The sequence below is a fragment of the Paenibacillus sp. FSL R7-0026 genome, from assembly GCF_038004485.1.
GTDB classification, from domain to species: Bacteria; Bacillota; Bacilli; order Paenibacillales; family Paenibacillaceae; genus Paenibacillus; species Paenibacillus xylanexedens_A.
The window spans coordinates 42588-60046 of the sequence record NZ_JBBORG010000003.1 but is presented as its reverse complement, the minus strand read 5'-3'; the positions used below and the strand labels follow the sequence as shown (position 1 = coordinate 60046).

The window sequence follows — 17459 nt, the reverse complement described above, 5'->3', positions numbered from 1 at the left end:
GTTTCGAGCTGCTATGGTAGACCGTTGGCAAGGTTTCTTCTGCTACGGGAACATGGAACAAACATACGACGTTTCAGTAGACTTATACCTTCCAACTACTGCAAAAATCCGCCGATTTTCAGCTCTTTAATCATCTTTTTAATTCCTAATAAACAACAATAACCCCCCAATAAAACACTACGTATCATAACCACATGTTATATAATGTAAAAAAAAGGAACACACGTTTGGTTCAATAGATAAACCAAGTACAATAACGGTATTCAATTTAAAAGGGGGTTCCTCATCTTATGTTAGATTTAAAAGAACAAATGCTCCAGATTTCGTCCCCAGATGTAAAGCAACATATTGAAGGGATCATGGATGCAAGTCCAACCTCGCGATTTGATTTTCATGTAACAACAGAATTACCCAATGTTTATGTTTATCTAATCGAAGACAATTCATTGGAAGATTACTCTAGTTTCCATGTATTTTCATATGACTATGTTGGTCAAGATTATTCCTTTCACTGTTTTCCTGTTAAGCAAATGCATAGAATGCACGAATTTATTTTGAAGACTAATCTTGATTAGTCTTCTTTTCATTTATTACACGTTCATATTCTTCTTCGATGGTTTTAGATAGCAGTTCTGTTGCTGTCATATTCAGCTTTTTTGCAGCTGCAGCTAATTGTGCCTTAATATACACGGGGACGTCATAATGAAATTTAACTTTATTTCCATATGCCATGGATCTATCCTTCCTCTCCTATAATTTCTTGATATTTATTCTCAATAATACGAATCAATAACTGAGTCGCGGATATTTCCTGTAGTGCAGCCGCCTCAATTAGTTTCTCCTTTATTTCAGGCTGAAACTCATAAGGTAATTTTAGTTTGGGTTCAACCATACGACCATCTAATGTCTTTTCTGCATCCAAGGCAAGTTTTACTAAAGAATCTAACGTTGAATCATTAGATGCTTCTCTCCCATACTTGGGTAATACACGTTTTAAATAGTTTTTTAAAGCTTTCTGATTTTCCTCCGGTATCTCTATACCTAAACGCTCGCCATTTATGTTGATATCACAATCAACCATCAATCCAAATAAGTTAATACTGTATTTCATATTTACCCTCCTTTTGAACTATGCACATTATATAGCGATTCGTGACCCCTCACAATATTACATCATCTCATTGTATGTAACTAATTTTCATTTAAATTCAGGTTTATACCTAGTGATACCGAAAAAATGGCATGGCCTTTATCTTTATAATAACTATTAAACTGTGTAGCAGCTAATACTATCAACTGTGATTAAGATAAGCCCGTAACTTTGGATAATTTTCATAAATCTGTTCTTTCTTTTCGTGGAGATAAACAGTGGGCCGATTGGGCAGTTCTCTTAATTCATTCGCTTTAATGGTTAGACATTTCATCAGAATAGTACTCAACCTTCTACACACTAGGACAGGAAGGTATTAAATGACATTCAATGTTGTCTGTTATCTACACCGAGTTCTACGCAGTTCTGCCGGTTTCGGAAAACTCAATTGTAGCAGTAGAGATCCAGATTTGCTGCTGGGTACCTATACCCGTTCAGCACAGATATGAAATTGAACCGTCATTTTTAGCATTCCTCAAGTCTAACATATCAAGATCAGCCATGATCTTATTGATTTCTTGAAGATCTTCAATTTTCACCCTGAGTACTGTCGTATGCATCCTTTCGTCTGCCACCAGAAGTATTGAGCGCTAGACATACATCAGGAAAGATCACGATTAAGGCATCTCTTATTGATGTTGATCGATTAGTTATGAAAAAAACACCGAGCAAATTACTCTGCTCGGTGTTTGAGTAGATTCTATTTATTTAAAACAGTAAGCATTCTGTAGATCATCACGGCTGCTTCAGCACGAGTGACTTCACGTTTAGGATAGAAGAAGTTATTTTGACCTTCTATGATCTTATGAGATTTCAGCAAGTATACAGAAGAATACGCCCAAGAAGCAATATCTTTATCATCCTTGAAGATCCGCTCACCCACAGTTGGTTGGAAGTTGTTCTTCTTCAATATGTTAGCGATCATCACGGCTGCTTGCTCTCTTAGAATGAATACATCGGGACGATAAGTTCCGTCGGTGAGTCCCTTGGTTACTCCGGAATCCAAAGCGGTCAACAGTTCTTCAGCGTACCAAGCATTTTCGTCGAAATCCTTGAAAGCTTGTACATAAGTACCTGTATTTTCGTAACGCAATGCGCGTTTCGTCATGATGGCAAACTCTGCACGTGTAATCTTTTTATTTGGACCAAATGTCCCGTCCGCATAACCTTTCAGTATCCCAGCGGCTGTTAAATGTTTAATGGATTCTTCCGCAAAGTTTCCAGAGATATCCGAGAAGTTCGTGTTGTTCTCCACTTCGGTTGCATTGTCATCTGTAGATTCTTCGCCTTCGTTTGTTGGATCTGTAACCGTTCCAGGAACGGAATGTTGATCCGATTCTGCGGGAGTGGTGGTACCTCCTCCTGTCGAGCCACCAGCGCTTCCACTACCTTTACCTGGGCTAGTGACTCCTCCACCATTACGCGTTACAAGTACCAGAACAACAGGAGAAGCTTCACTTGTTCTCGTTCCATCAAAAGCTTTTACGGTATACTGATATCTTTCCCCTAAAACGGCTGTTCTGTCTGTATACTCAGTTGATGCAACAGAGCTAATATCTACCCCATTACGTTGTACTTTATACATTAAAGCACCAGTTGATGCAGGCCAAGTAATCTTCACGTTGCCTTCCACACTACTCAGTACCACAGGCTGCCCAGGAGCTTCTAGAGAGATAGGTTTAGTTACAATCTGAAGCGTTGCCTGCTCTCCTTCTTCAATAACAGTACCTGCTGATCTAACAGCTCTGACATATACGGTATAAGGTCTATCCGAGTTTAGGTTATTTGCTGTTACTGTCAAATCCGAACCATTGTAAACTTGATCGTTATCTACCATAACCCAATAAGCGGTTGCGTCTTCAACAGCATCCCAACTAATAGTTGCAGAGTTGTGTGTCGTTTCTGCTTTCAAACCTGTAGGCGCCGGCATCTTATTAGAGACTTTTGTTTTGACTGTTTGGCGCTGTTTGCCACTCTCACCCGCTGAATTGAAAGCAACCAGTGTAACAACATAGCTTGTGTTCGGTGATAAATTGGTGTATGTATAAGATACATTAGTGCCACTATACACTAATTGATCATTTACCAATACCTTGTAACCAGTCGCCCCATCTACAACATCCCAGCTTGAGGTTAAACTAGTTTCATCTGTAGTTACCTTAAAGTTGGTTGGACTCTCGGGTTTAGCAATTAGTGAAGTATTTACGGTGTATGGATCGTAATAAGTTCCTGTACCTCCACTGAATGAAACTCCATCTACTAATTGGATAGCAGGGTGAATGGCATAATTACTATCCAGGGTAGTGATACTAAGCTCTTTATTTTCATAGCGAGTTCCCAAACTATAGGATGCGTCTTGAGCGTCCATTAACCAAGGTATGCTACTAAAATTCAACCCATCTGGGAAGTTACTAATCATCTCATAGTTGATCATTCCTACATATGCATCCACTGTATAGGCTTTAGGTTTTCTTGTTGTCATTAAATATGTTTGCCAAGTTGACATCCTAATTACGGATTTCTCTTCGTCAGTGAACGTATTATAAAATTCCCAATCAAGGTATCTGGCCACACTCCCTACGGTAGTCAGGATAAATTTAGCATTATTATTTCTACTAAACGCTCTTGATCCATCTGACACTTTCCGATAGATGGTATTGTCTGCCGCAACGACCCATACAGCATTACTAAATTTAACATAAGCCCCTAGAGGTACCGTCTCTTGGCCAAATTTTAAATCTTTTCCTCCTGGCAACCCGACTTCGCCAGAAACAGGGTCTGCTTCTCCAGTACTGTTATAATAGACAACTTCCAACTCTTGTGAACCATAATGCACGTTACTTACAGTTACTGAATTGGCATATACACGCAAACCATCATAGCTAAATCCATAATCTTTCGTGTCAATTATTTCTACTCCATTTAATTTAACTCTAGCCCCTTCATAAAACAGGGGGGACTTATAATGTAGATAACCCGTACTATCTGAAGATGTGTTCGTAGCATAAGGGTCTTGAGGGGATATAGGGGAGAAATTAATATTCCCTAAGTCGACACCGTTCAGATCATAAATGCCAAATTGATAGTTTTCAGAACCGTTTTGGAACACTTTATACGAATATAAGGTAGTACCATCTTTACTCAGCTTACCTTTATCGAGATAATACAATTCTTTAGAGTCCAAATTATACATCGCTGAGGAACCGTCCAAGTCCCGTGACTTATACACTATTATGTTCTTATCTTTAACGAATTTAGCTTCCGAACGTACATTCAGTTTTGGATGAGATTCCTCTGTACCCGTCTCTTGGTTTAGCACATGGATAGTTCCATTATCGCTTTCGGAATACACCAAATATTTTTCATCTGGGGATACAGCAAGAACCAATGGCTGTGATGTCGTAGAACCCGTGTTAAGTTCAGAGACAACTTTAGTTGTTGTAGTCCCATCCCATTTATAAACCGCTCCTTGCTCACTTGAGTTGTTCAAAGTGTAATAAACCACACTACTATCCGGGCTAAAAATAACGTAATCACTATATGCTATACTCGTCCCAGTAGCTGTAAAATTATATCCATCGATCGAAGAAGTAAGAGCGACTTCAGTCTTAGTGTCAATATCATACACATACAGCATGTCCCCTGAAGAATATGCTAACCTCCTTCCATTAGGACTAAACGCTAGTGTAACCCCGCCGTAATTTGTACTATTCACTTTAGTAATTTCATTTGTGCTAAGGTCCATCAACTGAACATTAACATTGTCCATTGTGGTAACGTTAGCAGTGCCTGACTCTAACCAAGCTAGATACCTACCATCAGATGAGATGGTACCTTTGTTCTTATAATAAGCACTATTTGCTACTTCCTCGTAAGCACCTGTTTTGCTATATAAATTGAAGCCGTATGTACCATCAGATGTACTTGTTGTGGTTAAGGCCTTACTACCATCATCCGTTACATCCAAGACGTAATGTGCTTTTGTATCCAATTGAGTGTATGGAATTAAGTCTCCCCCACTAACCGCTTCTGCTTTTCCTCCTCCCCAAAGTGGCACACTGCCTAACATCAAACTTGCTGATAACGCGACTGCTAAAAGCTTTCTAAATTTTCTCTTCATTTTTTGTTGTCTCTCCCCTAAATCTAATTTCAAATACAATCCAACTTCTCCTTACTTATGTACTTGAGTTGTAGGCTCATGTCAGAGGAGACGATCTCCCCTCACATAAGCTTACAACTCTCCGGATTTTTTAACCAAACCGTGTTAACGGATGGCCGTATCAGTCTAGGGGACGACTATGTCGGTATTCAAGTATATATAAGTAGAACCTTGTCTTAGATTTGTCAGTAAGGATACCGTTCGGTAGAGTTTAAGTGGGGCTTTGCTCATAGCGGTCATTTCATCCAGATGCCCAATGTATTATGTTACCGTAAAACTTCTCTAGTCTGAGAACGTTATTAGGTCCATATAATCACCAAAAAAATAATCACATCAAAACCAATTTTAATTCAATTCCTCTGAGTGATCAATATATTATAATACTTTTCAATTTAGCATCTTATTTACTTATAAGAATTTATTAAAATAGCTGATGATTTTTGCATTCGAATACTTGATGAGAAACTCGATTTCTCATGTTCCAAAGACCTAGGAAGATATGAATAAGCCAGACTGACCAGTCCCTGGCTATTGGTTTGGCTCAATTCGCTTTACAATCATTTTAGATTTATAAAAGGCCTACACGCCTGATCCTAATTCAAATCCATATATGGCTATTCACTCATCTTGACCTTTGTTTGTTGTTAAACTTCAAATGGATACATTAGCATAAGGCCGAAGTAATTCCAGGGGGCTAAGAGAAATATTGGTTGGGATATATATTATCTCATTCGCATGCCAGTACGCATAATTAGATCGAGATCATGAAAAATAGTAATTTAATAAACAAACTAGGGCGCTCCTTTAAGGAACCCCCTGTTTGTTAGCAGCTTTTATACTACAATCATATATTTCTTATCGTGGAATTATGTGTATGTAAACTATTTTCTTTGCAATATTATCATCGTTTAAATCAGCATAAAAAAAGACCTGTGATTGTCATGGAGACGGATACAGGTCTTTTACTTCGTTGTAGAAAAGATGCTCCTTATTGGGACACTTCCACCATCCGTAGCGGTGTGGAATTTGAATTCGGGTCAAATTGATTAACACGTACTTACGCTATTAAACCTTATAAAAATGAATCAAGTTGGTGAATGTTTCTGAACATTCTTGAAATGGCCTGTTGATGAAATTCTTTTTTGTCGAACCTTCATGTTATTTTTTTAGTAAATTGAATACTTTCTTGGGCCAATCGAGATCCGGAATCACTGCTTTTGGTTTTCATAGTCATGACCTCTATTCCCAGTATCCCCAAGGCTTTTTTCTGCATACATGCTTGTCATTCTTTGCTGAGATCATCATTAAATCAAAATAACTGAGCAACGTGTGAACGATGTTGCAGACATAACCTAAGCGGGAGGGGTCAATTTTGGGCTTGAGGGAAGGAAGATTCGAAGTGATAAAAGGAGAGCGATAGCAGCACCGCTCAGGGCAGCTCAATACGAGCGGATCTTTTTGCTAGACTATCGATGCGAATTACCCATGAAAATGATTGCCGAAGTTTTCACTGTCAATGCCTATGATAAGAACCCAAGTCGTCAATACTCTCCTAGCGTATTTACGGCGTAATTCATCGTACAAAACAAACCCATTTATGATTGGTCACCTGGATATGCCAGCGTATGTCTTGATTGGAAAACAGGAAAAACGCTTATCCATCCGATTAAGTTCAGCCATATAAAGAACAGGTAAAGTTGCCAATCATACTAAACGGGTGAGTTAGAAGAATCTAGAATACAATCGTCATTTACGACCACATTCAGATCTTCTCACAGTACATACTGACTTATCCTGGTCTGAATGTTCAACAAAACAGCGGCATGGAAGGATATTGCATCCTTCATGCCGCTTTTTCTTTATTCCTCTCTAAGCTCAAAAACGGCTAAGACTAGTTTGCTGGGAGTTGGTATTTAAGCTAATCATTACTGGATTGATCCCGGCTGGACGTTCATCCGGTATAAGACTCACTTATTTTCTAGAGCCTTTCTATTTTTGATGTGAGTAATAACTTCTTTTGTGGTGCGGAAAAAGAAGGCTGGCCAAATGAGAGTCGCTATGGTATATCCAATAGCGCGAAACAACCAAGGGAAATCTTGATGAGATTGTGATGACTGATTCTTTGTTTTCAGCCGGTATAGGATATAGTCCACAAAACTGATAAATACGCCGACCGCGATGTAGGCTCCAACGATAGACAATGTGATATTAAGGGTGTTTGACATGTTTTAATTCACCTCTATTATTTTGCTTGAAGCCATATTTGCTCGATCGGTTCCTTCGAAGTTTAAGTACTGGGAGTCTAAGGTAACCGCGGGATTCGGATTAATGTATATGCAGTCCTGAGATAATTTACGAAGTTGATAACTCATTTTAGAAAGTCACTCCTTAAGGTTTGTTGTCTTCATCTTGTTGAGATATATCATAGGCTCGTACAGCAATTCATTTGCACTATAGATCGTATGAATCATGTCGTGCCAGGCAACTTACTTTTTAATGTAGGTGGGTTCGTATGTAGTAAGTTCCTCTCTTGTATCGATACTTGTGTTCGTAACTCCTGTTTTATGATTCCCATGAGAATTACATTAAAATTTCGTGTTATTTGTTCGTATATGGGTTGAGATGCAAATCAGATACTTCCCTCTTTCTATATGTGGATTCGTATGATCTTTTAGGGAATCCTCAATGCTAAACTTACTGTTTTCATTCAATATTCTCTATTATTTATGTTTATTCCATCAACGGCATCTTGTCATCTGGTTCTTTTGTCTTATTACCTGAATAGGACACTTTATTTGATGTTTATTATCGATTATATCTCCTTAATCTAGAAAAAAAATAATGAAAAGTCTACACAGTCAGATGTTTTGGTGTTAAACAATATGCATTTGTGATAATATTATTCTAGTAATTTTTTCTTACCGAAGAACATTACTACAATTTTCTAACAAATGAAAGGTACGTGAGACACATTATGAGTGATGATAATAAAATACAATCATTTTCGATGTATGCAGTGTTGGAAAAACCCCTAGTGGATTTTTTTGAACAGGGAGACGGGATCAATGTACTTCCCGTTTACGAGGAGAGACATTTTCCGGACGCCGAGGTAGTTGATGCTTCATTAGTCAATTTAGTTAAGCTACTTGCCACGGCATTCGGACGCAGTAGGCTACCGCAAGCATATAAAATCATCGACCGGATTCAAGATACGAATTCGAGAAAAAAGACGCTACGATTTCGTTCGCGACATCCTCTTTTCACTGACGGGTCCCCCAAACACCAGAATCTTTGTTTGGTTAGCGGTATGGTGTATCTAGGGATTCCCATCCTGCCTTACTTCGATGGTGTACGTGTATTGACCGTCGATGATAATCCTGCTTTGGTCATATATGATGATCTGAATGACTACCCCGCCCTTATTCATCGGAAGAACTCAGATGTAATATAAGAAGGAGTGATGCATTATGGGAAGTTTACCAGAAAAGCGTGGAGGTCTTGTAGGCTTCGCTGCACAGCAGCAGCTCATCTCGGAAATCCCAATGATCATAAAAGGCATGCAGAAGCAAACCGTTCTCTTTCAACAAATGACTAAAAATCAAGTGGCCCTTTCCAGCCATCAATTGGATGCGATCAATAAGCAAAACCATCTTACAGAACGTCTCTTACATAAAGTTGACGAATTATCCAAAGACACAAAAGTCACAAACTTATTGCTTTCAGAGCTCATTGCCATTCATAGAACCGTGATTTCCGACGATACAGATAGCCAGAGAGATTTCATTCTCCGTGATGCGCAGCGGCGTGTAGCAAAAGGTAAATAAGAATACGAGGCGCTTATGAGGAGTAAAACACATGTTATCAGCTCAGTAGCTGCACTTCATCTGGTTCTCATCCAGTATGCCTTAGGAGATATGCCAAATGAATAAAGTTAAAATAGTAATGTTGATGTTTTTAGTTTCTCTTACCATGTATTCAACAAGAACGTACGCTGATACTAGCATAAGCTCCTTCACAGCTTCGATTGAAAACTCTGAAAGTTCTACCGGGTTCATGAAGTCAGTTAAGCCAGGAGATGAAGTAAAAGTAAAGGTAAAAGTGAATAATGTTAGTAAGAAAGAAAAAGAGTTTACAATATACCCCACGGATGTACTTTCAGATCTAAGAGGTGGTTGGACATATCCACTTAAAGAGACTGTTCCATCTCTATTTGGAAAATGGATAAAAGAAACTCCTGAAAAAGTAAAGTTAAAACCTAACGAAAGTAAAGAATTTGTATTTACTGTAAACGTCCCAAAAGATACAAAACCTGGTCAATACATAGCTGCGATAGTGTCTCAGGAATTCACTCCTGCTGAAGAAGCGACCGCAACCTCAGGCATGAGCACACAAACCAATTCCAACACTCAATTACCCTTGCAAGTTGTATTGAATGTGGATATCGAGAAATCCACTCGTAAAATGGACATAGGAAAGTTATCTCATACATTCAATAATGATGGATTGCTAACCGTTTTTGTACCTCACATAAATAAAGGTACTATTCTTGAGAAGCCTCAAGGAATTCTAATATTGAAAGCCAAGGACGGTACTGTACTTGTTAAAGAGACTTACACTATGGATTCTGTGTATGTGAATACAACGGGTCTTTACGATCTAAATGTGCCCAATATTCTAACACCTGGAAAGTATGATTTAGAGTATGAAGTTAAGTATGATGAAGCAACTTTAAGAGGTACATATCATTTCCAAGTAACCACTGCAGATCTAATGAACGCGATGGACAAAGCTGATAACGTAGGTAACCCCTATGATTTAGGATTTTGGGCATTCATTAAAGAGTTCTGGATTTGGATCATCGTAGTTATATCGATCATTATACTTTTAATGATTGTCATAATAATATTGCTTTTAAGAAGGAGAAAAAAGGATGAGAAAGAAGAACGTGTTAAAGAAGTTACCTAGCATCTTGTTATCAGCAGCATTAGCACTGTCTGTTATAGGATCAGGTCAAGCAACAGCAGCAACGAACTTAATTCAAAATGGAGGATTCGAGGGTCCTGCAGCTGGAGGTTCTGGTGCGAATTGGTCCTTTGGGACAATAGGTAATACCCCTCAGTCCCTACAAGCAGCGGTCACCGGTGAAGATCCATACGAAGGAAGTCAGGCTCAAATCTTAGCAGAAAACGGTGCCAGTCTTGCCGGAGATAACCTTAGAGTAATTAGTGATAGTTATCCAATCGTACAAGGTCAAGGATTAACTCTTAAGTTTAAAAGTAAAATCGTAAATATAGCAGATGCAAGTCTTAACTATGCAATCGTATTTTACGACAATGCCGATACGTTAGTAGGGGAAGTAACCAGCAGTCCTGTAACATCAGCAACAGTAGGATACTCAGACTTCATTCTGAGAGCAACTCCACCAGCCAGTGCTACTAATTTCAAAATTCGATTTGATTCAATCATTTCTCAAGACGGTGGCTCTTATAAATTATATATAGATAACGTAGAAGTTAATTCAACGTCCAATACTGTACCGGTTTCAGGAGATACTCAAGTAGGAGTTATTGGAGGAGAGCTCGAGTTTTACATATCGTCAGGTTCATTTAATGATGTGGAATTGGACTACAATAAAACAATGATTAGCCAGACTTCAAGTAACGCTTCCGTGACAGACAATACTGGGGAAGCTAAAGGATGGAAGTTAAAAGTATCTTCAACGGATTTCATGAGTGAACAACTCGTAGATCCATCTGGTACTAATGCTACAATTGTTCTAAAGTTACCTGCCTCTGCGGTAACGTTGCAAACAACACAACTTACACATGTATCTGGTCAGGCAGTAGACCCAACTTATGGACCTAACACAGGAAGTATTACGCTGAGTAGTGCAAGTAAAACTATACTTAGTGCTGATCCGGGATTTGGATCGGGATCATATAATTATCGAGTAGAAAATCATCTGACCGTACCTAAAACTCTAGAGGTAGTAAGCAAAGAAGGTGACGGTAACATCCAAGTGGGTCAGATGGTTGGTACTCGATCAGGAGTATACAAAGCTACAGTTAACTATGTGATTGGGACTGGGCTTTAAAAAGGAATAGCTCAGGAATTCAGAGCTTTGTTAATAAGAACAAAAAAGCCCCGGCAAGCAATTCTGCTTGTCTGGGCTCTTAATTTTTTTGGATTATATATGCTGGCTTGCTTCGGACTGCGAAATGAGGTCACATAGCTCGATTCATTCAATTTAAAAACAAAGTTCAACAAACCCACTTTCTTTTATCACCGAAGATCTACACCTTCGATACATTCATGTAATTTATTGATGAGGGCTCTAGATAACTAAAGAAAATGTCTACAGGGATCATCGTAAAACGAATTTATTTTTCCCCTTCAAGTGATGATACTAACGATGTTCCATAAGATATGTACCGCGATTGCAGCGTAAATACTCCTTTGACTTAGCCTTGCGTACAAGAAACCCGCGGCCATTATCCCGTAAGACGTCCACCCTAAGATACCTGATGGGCTATGTATGGCCACAAAAAGAAAACTCGATGTAAAAAAGCTAACATAACTAGCGCCAAGTATGTTTGGAAGCAGTTCACGGAATACAAGTTCTTCGGTTACAGGCGCCAAAATCGCAATCATGAAGAACATCAGGACTGGGAACCGGCCAACCATGGTGTCCAAAGATACCTGGTTTGGCTGTGACGCCAGAGTAAGTTCGAATAATCCATATATGTAGGTCACCAGAATTAAAGCAATTATACAGCCAAGGAAGACGCCTAAAACGGGAAGAATTTTAACTCGGGTGGCGTAACCATATTCGCGCTGTCGTTTCTGTATAATGCGGATCGCGAAGATGAGTATGAAAATACCGATTAAGATAGACACGATGTTTATGAGTGCGGTATATGCAGGGTATATCGTTCCTAATAAAACGGCGATCGGAAACAGCTGTGGACTGAGAAGGAAAGCGATCGCTTGGTATAATTCACGACCAAACACTTTTTTTATGGATGGCCATCTGAAGAATGGGTAAGAGTTAGCTCTATTCATGGTGCTGCTCCTCGTTAGTTTCTGCAGATTCAGTATTTTCAAAAACCATACGTTCAATGTGCGCCGGAGATTTCAGAATACCGACATTTGGACCTTCTTCAGTAAGAGAAACAATGGCGATCAGCAGATTCGGATCATCCCACAAGATTTCTGGGATACGGGCTATCGTCTCCTCACTTACATCGGAGGCTAAGACCGGCTGGGCAGAAGAATCATAAAGCTGTACTGCAAGAATTGAGATTGGGACTTGGCTTCGTTGTAGCCCGCCTTTTAGAATTGCTTCTTTTTGTTCGTTAGTACAGCAAGTATCCAGCATAAGCAACTCGCCAATCGGTTCAACGCTCAGTATATTGTTTTGATTCAGTGTGTGTTTTTCGACTTTTTCTCTGTTGCTTTCGAACATTTCTCGTTTTTTATTTTCATTGATATGAATGTGGCCTTCTAAGAAAAAAGCAGAATTCATGATTGTAAATCCGGCAAGTTGGCCACTCAATTCATCGTAAAATTCGAATGGAAACATGCGAACAATATGTTCGGTTTGAATGTTTTTAGGCACGTTATATTTCTCCCTTTTTTCGTTTGCGACTTTAATTTTAGACTTGGGATATGATGTCTCGACCTTCGCCTCTGATTGGAGGGTTTAATGCAGGCGCGGGACAAAGTTCTTCGGCAAACTAGCTGGCCTCGATGATTCCTGTTAGGTTGTAGCAGTTCCGACTCCTGGGCGGGTTATACGTCACATCCTGTTCCCGTTTGAGTAACTTAGGATTTGGAGCGGTGTGTTTTTCGCTGGTCATTCTTCGCTTTTACATACTCGTAAGCTCGTTTGGAAGTGAATAGTAACCAAGGCATGTCGTTTCGGTATTCATCGTGTTTCTCACGAGGCGGAACAGCGTCTTGAAGCATGAGATAAATGGCATAAGCGAGATCTTTTTCGCTTAGCGATTCGGCAAGTTCTCGAGTAGAATCCGTGTCCAGAGCTATGTTGTGGTTTCGAATCACGTAAAATGCGATACCATTGGCAACGCTCATTTCATATCGAGACGCATCTCCCCCAAAGTCATGTGTTTTTCGTTCGATACTTTTCGCCCTAGCTTTATCGAATACTTCCATGTCCAAGAATAAGCGGATATCTGCTTGCTTTTGTTCATCTAATTCTCTATCGATCATATCGATTCGATATTGTCTGGCAATTTCTCGCTCGGCTTGCTTTTTGTAATCCATTTCCAAAATTTTTGTTAGGAAGGATTCGAGAGTTTGCACAGCAACGGGATCATTTTCATAGTCTGCGCAAGGTTTTCCCGTAAGCATACGCTTCGTAAACGTCAAGTAATGATCGTTAAATATCACTTCAAAATAAGCGGAACGCATATCTTTACCGTTCTTGTCCTTCGGTACTGGCTCTTTAAATACGGACAGATCGTCGAAGAGGTATCGGTTATCGTCGTTGATTAAATATTCAGGGACAAGAATAAGTGCATGGACACCTCCATTTTTAGATAATTCGGTATACTGTGCTGGGAAATGGAGTACTTGATGCTTCATCCAATCGGGTGCGATAGGTTCGACGTCGATGGCAATTACGCGGTTTTCTCTGGCACGAAGCCGGTAAGCCCGATTGACACATTCCAAATTCTCATCTGCATCGAGTTCAGGGAGCGTAACTAGTGGCCACTCTTTGTTTTCGCCAAGTTTGGCGTTATAAACTTCGTAAGTTTCAAGCAAAATCTTTGCGTTTACTGGGCGCTTCTCATCGTCGGATACTGTCCAGTTAGGATCAGCTGACAACTTTGTAATCAATGGGTTTTGGCTAAAGAGTAGCGGATGAACCATTGGATATGTATTCATATGAGTCTCCTTTCGTAGACCATAAAAAAACCGAAGAGCGAATGCCCCCGGTGACTGCTCCTTTGTTACGTCTTTCCTTATGTAAATCGGCTAAGTGTGCTGGTGCTGCTTATGCCAGTTTTTTCGGTGAACTCGGAATTTCGGTTTGGGCCAAATGGAGAGTCAATGTTTATTGTTTCCGTCTTTTCATTAGATTCTTTTCCGTTAAGCATCTTCGGACTTGTCTTGGTTGTTTTCGTTACTACAGGAACGTCAGTGGCGTCAGTTTGCATCATGTCCTTCGTTTGTAGGGATACGTATTTGCCGTTTATGTTGCTATTGTTTATACCATTAAAAGGTGAATTTCTTATCTCTAAAGCCATTTTTCCCAGATCAAGAATGTCCGCAGTTGCAGGAAGATCAAATGATTTACCGAAGCCTGATAACTTGTCTTCAGCCCTACTAGCTTCATATAATTCGAAGGGCCCTTCTGGAAAAATAATGACGTCAAGTCCAGATCCGAGGTATGGGAATCCTTTTGATTGAAATGCTGAAATCTGGATCATAATTTCTTGACCGATTGCCGGGTTTTTTTGAGGATCTTCGATCATGACAGAGACACCGTTTTGTAGGTGTTTATATGTCGGCGGAAATGGGGATTTCGATTCAAGTGTCATATTGTTCTGGTACATATTTTGTTCGTAGAATTTTGCAAGTGGAGTGTCTTCTCCTTGTATAAAACTGGGATTCTTGATCGTGATCCTGCGGAAAGGTTTAGTTTCCTTCATTCCTTTTTCCACGCGGCGTTGATTTACCTTGTCGAGCGCCTTTCCATCAACAGGTTTATCGAGCTTTGCAAACATTACGGTACCTCGAACGATAATGATGTCACCTACTGCAACGCCGAATTGTTCTCTCGTTAATTTTGACATATCAATGTGTCCTTTTTAGGTTTTATATTTTTCATTATAGCTACATTTTTAGTATGTATCATAAAAATTATACGTTAAAAACACTATACACACAACATTTTAAGAATAAATTGATAAACTTTTATTAGCTTATCCTTATATTCTTACTCGTTTGTATATAGGAGAATTGAAGCTATGTCCTGCTTTTGTAAAATAGGTTATTTTTCCATTAAATGAGTAATCAACATGTGAAGAATCAGCAATGATATTAAAGTAAGTTAAATTCTTACTCATATCGGTAGAAGTAACGTTTATATTTTTTGTAAATCACTCTATGTTCAGCGATTTACAATTACAATATGAAGTATTTATCTTGTGAGAATCAAGAGGATTCGTTATAATATTATAAGGAAAAGGGAGTGAACAATTAATGTCATTTTTCAAGATTAATCGAAAAAAGGACCCACCGGTATTACAGCAGGATGCAGACATTTTCGGAGAGTCTGCGTCCGATCCGGATTCGAACATTGTTGAAGTTGAACATGTTAAACAACTTAAAACGATGCTCAAAGGTGAATTTCCACAAAAGGAAGTTACTAGAGCCAAAATCCGGCAGACGAACATCGCATCGATCGTCACAATTGCAAGTGTCACCCTATTTTTTGTTTTATTTTTCACTCTGGATTTACCAGGTAAAATTTTGAGCGCGAAGGTTTCACAGCCAGTGACTGTAGTACCTTCAGTTTCTAGTAATGATCAGCTGGATACAGAGAACTCACCTAGTTCTCCGCATATCGTAGTTCTACCAGGTTCAGACGTAGACGTTACGAAAGATGATCTTCTGAGTTATCTGGGGGATATGCCAGACGATGATGTACAAACGATACTAGAAACCATTCAAGCCCAGAAGAATGATAAAATTAATAGTTCAGATGCTGGAGATCCCTCTTCAGAGAATGAGGTTACATCTGGAACAGTTGCTTCTTCCGTTTCAGTTCCACCTAGCGTCGACCCGGATACCTCCATAGGTACGGCTCCGGTCGCTGCAGATATCGAAGCGAAGCGTCTGTTATCTGTCCAGATTGATGGTTCTAAGCGGCTTCGATTGGTCCAGGACTTGAACGCTTCGGATTACCTGTATTATGTCGCGGAAGATGGAGATACGCTCCTCACTTTGAGTAACGCGTTTGGCGTTTCATTAGGACAGCTCCTTGAACTAAATGCTCTTCACGATGCAGATGTAATACGAGCTGGTCAGATTCTAATATTTCCAGGAGAAACGAAACAGCCGGAGCTTAACGGTGAATAAAAATAAACCCCATCCAGTTATTTTTGGAAGGGGTTTATTTTTGTTCAGAGCCTTTACTGTTACTGCCAATGATGTTGGTTCTGTTATATCTAGAAATTTGGTTGTGAACTGCTCTCTTGTATCTTCAATTCCCCTGTGGAATCACGTAAGAGGTTCACAGCGATGGTTCAATCCACTGTGTGCTATCTGAGTTTCTTATATATTTTTGAAAGTTATACCCTTTCCTCCGGTTCATATTTCATATGTATTTCTCCTTTTTCCGTATCCTATAACTGTTAAGTAACACAAAACAAATTACACACATATAAAACACATATTATTAATACAAAATATTAAAACATTCGATTATTGCATATCATATTTATTTCTAAACAAATTAAATACATATAAGAATCACAATTGATATTCCATAAAATAGAGTATTAAAAAAGCCCGTAGCTTTTTACGAGCCCAATTAGTTAATGGGTAGCGGATACTACGGGTTTAAGCGTTTGATCTGGGTTCAACTCCATACTCCAGCAAACCATATTTCTCCTTCCAACTGATGATTCTCTTTACGGATAAACTCACGGAATCCGGTTGTCTGCCAGTGATGCGGAATGTTCAGTGCCCACTCCCTTCTGAGTTTCCCTGGATCTGGTTGTTCGACTCGTCGAAGGTTCGGATTGATCGGATGAATAAATCGGTCAAAATCCGCTGCTTCTGTACCAATGATGATTTGAGAACTCCAGAGGTCGCCGATGTCTAAGACTACCATTACCTGAGATAACTCGTAATTTCTTGGACGATGATGCATTAAATGTTCAGCACGATCAATCATTGTTTGAAGGATACGCCTTTTTTCTTTTCTGGGTGTTTGATCAGAAAGAAGAAAAGCTTGTGAGGCAGGCATTTCGAGATGCCAGCAATCATTCTGAAATGAACTGATTTCGGGAAATTGTTCGGTATATGCTTCGATTCGTCGGATGATACGATCAGCATTTCGTCGGGCGCCCCGGGCTTTTTTGTTTTTAGAATTCATGACGAGGAGTCGTCCCTTCT

15 protein-coding genes are annotated in these 17459 nt (G+C 39.4%); 6 read left to right on the top strand and 9 right to left on the bottom strand.

The window, feature by feature from the left end; all coding sequences use genetic code 11:
• The first annotated feature begins 290 nt into the window (after nucleotides 1–290).
• Nucleotides 291–575: a hypothetical protein gene (locus tag MKY44_RS30890; RefSeq protein ID WP_341010367.1), complete on the top strand. Its 285-nt coding sequence runs from the start codon at nucleotides 291–293 to the stop codon at nucleotides 573–575.
• Here MKY44_RS30890 and MKY44_RS30885 read toward each other — a convergent pair.
• From MKY44_RS30885 to MKY44_RS30870, 4 genes are all read right to left on the bottom strand, one after another.
• Complete coding sequence (locus MKY44_RS30885) at nucleotides 562–732, bottom strand: hypothetical protein (protein WP_249913390.1); 171 nt, start codon at nucleotides 730–732, stop codon at nucleotides 562–564. The genes MKY44_RS30890 and MKY44_RS30885 overlap by 14 nt on opposite strands.
• Before the next feature lie 4 nt (nucleotides 733–736).
• Complete coding sequence (locus tag MKY44_RS30880; protein ID WP_341010366.1) at nucleotides 737–1111, bottom strand: hypothetical protein; 375 nt, start codon at nucleotides 1109–1111, stop codon at nucleotides 737–739.
• A gap of 739 nt (nucleotides 1112–1850) precedes the next feature.
• Nucleotides 1851–5309 (bottom strand): S-layer homology domain-containing protein, encoded by a 3459-nt coding sequence (locus MKY44_RS30875; RefSeq protein WP_341010365.1) that lies wholly within the window; start codon nucleotides 5307–5309, stop codon nucleotides 1851–1853.
• 1967 nt (nucleotides 5310–7276) lie between these two features.
• A complete protein-coding gene (locus MKY44_RS30870) occupies nucleotides 7277–7534 on the bottom strand; it encodes a hypothetical protein (protein ID WP_341010363.1) in 258 nt (85 codons plus the stop codon).
• A 749-nt stretch (nucleotides 7535–8283) separates the two neighbouring features.
• Here MKY44_RS30870 and MKY44_RS30865 point away from each other — a divergent pair.
• The 4 genes from MKY44_RS30865 (at nucleotide 8284) to MKY44_RS30850 (ending at nucleotide 11403) form a co-directional block, all read left to right on the top strand.
• Nucleotides 8284–8760 (top strand): hypothetical protein, encoded by a 477-nt coding sequence (locus MKY44_RS30865; RefSeq protein WP_249913387.1) that lies wholly within the window; start codon nucleotides 8284–8286, stop codon nucleotides 8758–8760.
• A gap of 16 nt (nucleotides 8761–8776) precedes the next feature.
• Nucleotides 8777–9133 carry a hypothetical protein gene (locus MKY44_RS30860; RefSeq protein ID WP_341010362.1) on the top strand — a complete coding sequence of 119 codons (357 nt, stop codon included), beginning with the start codon at nucleotides 8777–8779 and terminating at the stop codon, nucleotides 9131–9133.
• 97 nt (nucleotides 9134–9230) lie between these two features.
• Complete coding sequence (locus MKY44_RS30855; protein WP_341010361.1) at nucleotides 9231–10274, top strand: COG1470 family protein; 1044 nt, start codon at nucleotides 9231–9233, stop codon at nucleotides 10272–10274.
• A complete protein-coding gene (locus tag MKY44_RS30850; RefSeq protein ID WP_341010359.1) occupies nucleotides 10240–11403 on the top strand; it encodes a WxL domain-containing protein in 1164 nt (387 codons plus the stop codon). The genes MKY44_RS30855 and MKY44_RS30850 overlap by 35 nt, the downstream gene beginning before the upstream one ends.
• A gap of 299 nt (nucleotides 11404–11702) precedes the next feature.
• On the opposite strand, the gene MKY44_RS30845 is transcribed toward MKY44_RS30850, so the two are convergent.
• The 4 genes from MKY44_RS30845 to MKY44_RS30830 form a co-directional block, all read right to left on the bottom strand.
• Nucleotides 11703–12371, bottom strand: a complete 669-nt coding sequence (locus MKY44_RS30845; protein WP_341010357.1) for a CPBP family intramembrane glutamic endopeptidase — start codon at nucleotides 12369–12371, stop codon at nucleotides 11703–11705.
• Nucleotides 12364–12927, bottom strand: coding sequence for a hypothetical protein (locus MKY44_RS30840; RefSeq protein WP_341010356.1), 564 nt, complete (start codon nucleotides 12925–12927; stop codon nucleotides 12364–12366). Before MKY44_RS30840 ends, MKY44_RS30845 begins: the two co-directional genes overlap by 8 nt.
• A gap of 206 nt (nucleotides 12928–13133) precedes the next feature.
• Nucleotides 13134–14219 (bottom strand): hypothetical protein, encoded by a 1086-nt coding sequence (locus tag MKY44_RS30835; RefSeq protein ID WP_341010354.1) that lies wholly within the window; start codon nucleotides 14217–14219, stop codon nucleotides 13134–13136.
• A gap of 77 nt (nucleotides 14220–14296) precedes the next feature.
• A complete protein-coding gene (locus MKY44_RS30830; RefSeq protein ID WP_341010353.1) occupies nucleotides 14297–15130 on the bottom strand; it encodes a hypothetical protein in 834 nt (277 codons plus the stop codon).
• A 409-nt stretch (nucleotides 15131–15539) separates the two neighbouring features.
• Here MKY44_RS30830 and MKY44_RS30825 point away from each other — a divergent pair, with 409 nt between their 5' ends.
• Nucleotides 15540–16418, top strand: a complete 879-nt coding sequence (locus MKY44_RS30825; RefSeq protein ID WP_341010352.1) for a LysM peptidoglycan-binding domain-containing protein — start codon at nucleotides 15540–15542, stop codon at nucleotides 16416–16418.
• A gap of 502 nt (nucleotides 16419–16920) precedes the next feature.
• Here the strand turns inward: MKY44_RS30825 and MKY44_RS30820 are convergent.
• Nucleotides 16921–17439, bottom strand: coding sequence for a DUF3916 domain-containing protein (locus MKY44_RS30820; protein ID WP_341010350.1), 519 nt, complete (start codon nucleotides 17437–17439; stop codon nucleotides 16921–16923).
• Between the last annotated feature and the right edge of the window lie 20 nt (nucleotides 17440–17459).

Coding starts and splice junctions, on each gene's coding strand:
- MKY44_RS30865 (WP_249913387.1), top strand. CDS start 8,284: ATGAGTGATGATAATAAAATACAATCATTTTCGATGTATGCAGTGTTG.
- MKY44_RS30850 (WP_341010359.1), top strand. CDS start 10,240: ATGAGAAAGAAGAACGTGTTAAAGAAGTTACCTAGCATCTTGTTATCA.
- MKY44_RS30835 (WP_341010354.1), bottom strand. CDS start 14,219: ATGAATACATATCCAATGGTTCATCCGCTACTCTTTAGCCAAAACCCA.
- MKY44_RS30880 (WP_341010366.1), bottom strand. CDS start 1,111: ATGAAATACAGTATTAACTTATTTGGATTGATGGTTGATTGTGATATC.
- MKY44_RS30870 (WP_341010363.1), bottom strand. CDS start 7,534: ATGTCAAACACCCTTAATATCACATTGTCTATCGTTGGAGCCTACATC.
- MKY44_RS30885 (WP_249913390.1), bottom strand. CDS start 732: ATGGCATATGGAAATAAAGTTAAATTTCATTATGACGTCCCCGTGTAT.
- MKY44_RS30830 (WP_341010353.1), bottom strand. CDS start 15,130: ATGTCAAAATTAACGAGAGAACAATTCGGCGTTGCAGTAGGTGACATC.
- MKY44_RS30855 (WP_341010361.1), top strand. CDS start 9,231: ATGAATAAAGTTAAAATAGTAATGTTGATGTTTTTAGTTTCTCTTACC.
- MKY44_RS30890 (WP_341010367.1), top strand. CDS start 291: ATGTTAGATTTAAAAGAACAAATGCTCCAGATTTCGTCCCCAGATGTA.
- MKY44_RS30820 (WP_341010350.1), bottom strand. CDS start 17,439: ATGAATTCTAAAAACAAAAAAGCCCGGGGCGCCCGACGAAATGCTGAT.
- MKY44_RS30825 (WP_341010352.1), top strand. CDS start 15,540: ATGTCATTTTTCAAGATTAATCGAAAAAAGGACCCACCGGTATTACAG.
- MKY44_RS30845 (WP_341010357.1), bottom strand. CDS start 12,371: ATGAATAGAGCTAACTCTTACCCATTCTTCAGATGGCCATCCATAAAA.
- MKY44_RS30860 (WP_341010362.1), top strand. CDS start 8,777: ATGGGAAGTTTACCAGAAAAGCGTGGAGGTCTTGTAGGCTTCGCTGCA.